Annotated in this window: 1 protein-coding gene; it reads left to right on the top strand. The window is 66.6% G+C overall.

Features of this window, described 5'->3' with window-relative positions; genetic code table 11:
• Positions 1–70: 70 nt before the first annotated feature.
• Positions 71–1,579 (top strand): ISL3 family transposase, encoded by a 1,509-nt coding sequence (locus ACFXKZ_RS52390; protein ID WP_380015666.1) that lies wholly within the window; start codon positions 71–73, stop codon positions 1,577–1,579.
• Positions 1,580–1,613: the final 34 nt, after the last annotated feature.

Genomic DNA, 1,613 nt, shown 5'->3' with positions numbered 1-1,613 from the left:
TACGTCGAACGATGAGACGCGACGGCACCGTTGGTAGAGGCTGGTGTCGTGTGACGTCGATGTGCAGGCATTGTTCCCGCAGTTGGCCGCAGTCCGGATTGAGGGAGTTGAGGTAGGCGAAGAGCTGGTACGGATCAAAGCACGGACGCATGTCAAGGTCCCGGCCGCCTGCCCGAGATGCGGGCAGACGTCGAGCCGGCAACACAGTCGGTACACACGGCACGTCGCGGACGAAGCCGTCGGTGGCCGCCCGGTCATGGTCGATCTGTCGGTGCGGCGGCTGTACTGCGAGAACCCGGACTGTGCAAAGCAGACGTTCGCCGAGCAGGTCGAGGGCTTGACGGTGCGATACCAACGGCGAACCCCCGCCCTGCAGGCCGTCGTTGCCGCGGTGGCATGCGCCTTGGCGGGCAAGGCCGGTGCCCGCTTGCTGCTGCACTTGCATCAAACGGTCAGCTGGGCGACCGTGCTGAATTGTCTCCTGCGCGTCCCGCTGCCCCGGCAGGTGGTGCCCCGGGTGCTGGGGATCGACGAGTTCGCCCTGCTCAGGGGCCACCACTACGCGACAATTCTGATCGACGCGGAAAGCGGGAGGCGCGTAGACGTTCTGCCCGATCGGAGGATGGAGACGGTCACCACCTGGCTGCGGGAGCATCGCGGAGTGGAGATCGTGTGTCGGGATGGGGCAGGGGACTTCGCGCAGGCCGTCACCGACGCCGACCCCACGATCGTGCAGGTCATGGACCGCTGGCATGTGTGGCACGGCCTCGGTGAGGCGGTCTTGAAGGAAGTTGCCGCACACAGCACATGCTGGGCGAAGATCGGCCCCCCGGTCGCCGAGGGCCGACGGGCCGCAACCACCCGCGAGCGCTGGCAACAGGTGCATCGGCTCCTGGACGCGGGCGTCGGCCTGCTCGACTGCTCCCGCCGGCTGAACCTGGCGCTGAACACTGTCAAACGCTATGCCCGACACATCGAGCCCGAGCAGTTGATCCGGGCCCCGGCCTACCGACCCACTCTGGTGGACCCCTACCGCGAACACCTGCGACGGCGCCGATCCGAGGATCCGGTCGTCCCCGTCACCCACCTCCTGCACGAGATCAGGGAACTGGGCTACACCGGCAGCGCGAACCTCCTGGTCCGCTACATCAACCAGGGCCGTGTCGAGGCCGATCACGCCACTCTCTCCCCACGCCGGGTCACCGGGCTCCTCCTCGCCGACCCAGACCGTCAACGCGACGAACGGCGCATTCTGCGCGATCAACTCGCCTCCGCCTGCACCGAGATGACCGCTCTGTCCACGCTGGTGACCGGGTTCGCCCGGATGCTGTCCCCTTCACAGGACAACTCGCAGGCACTGACGGACTGGATCACCCACGCGCGAGGTGTCGACCTGCCCTTCCTTCAGTCCTTCGCCACCGGCCTCGAACGCGATCGCGCCGCCGTCGACGCGGCACTGACCCTGCCCCACCACAACGGACGCACCGAGGGCGTCAACAACAAGATCAAACTGATCAAGCGGCAGACCTACGGCCGAGCCGGCTACCCCCTCCTCCGCCACCGCATCCTGCTCAGCTGAAACAACCAACGGTTACGAAAATCTTGGAAGAGCC

Source organism: Embleya sp. NPDC059237 (assembly GCF_042754105.1).
Lineage (GTDB): Bacteria > Actinomycetota > Actinomycetes > Streptomycetales > Streptomycetaceae > Embleya.
The sequence above is the reverse complement of the archived record's forward strand: the minus strand, read 5'-3'. Positions and strand labels throughout refer to the sequence as shown.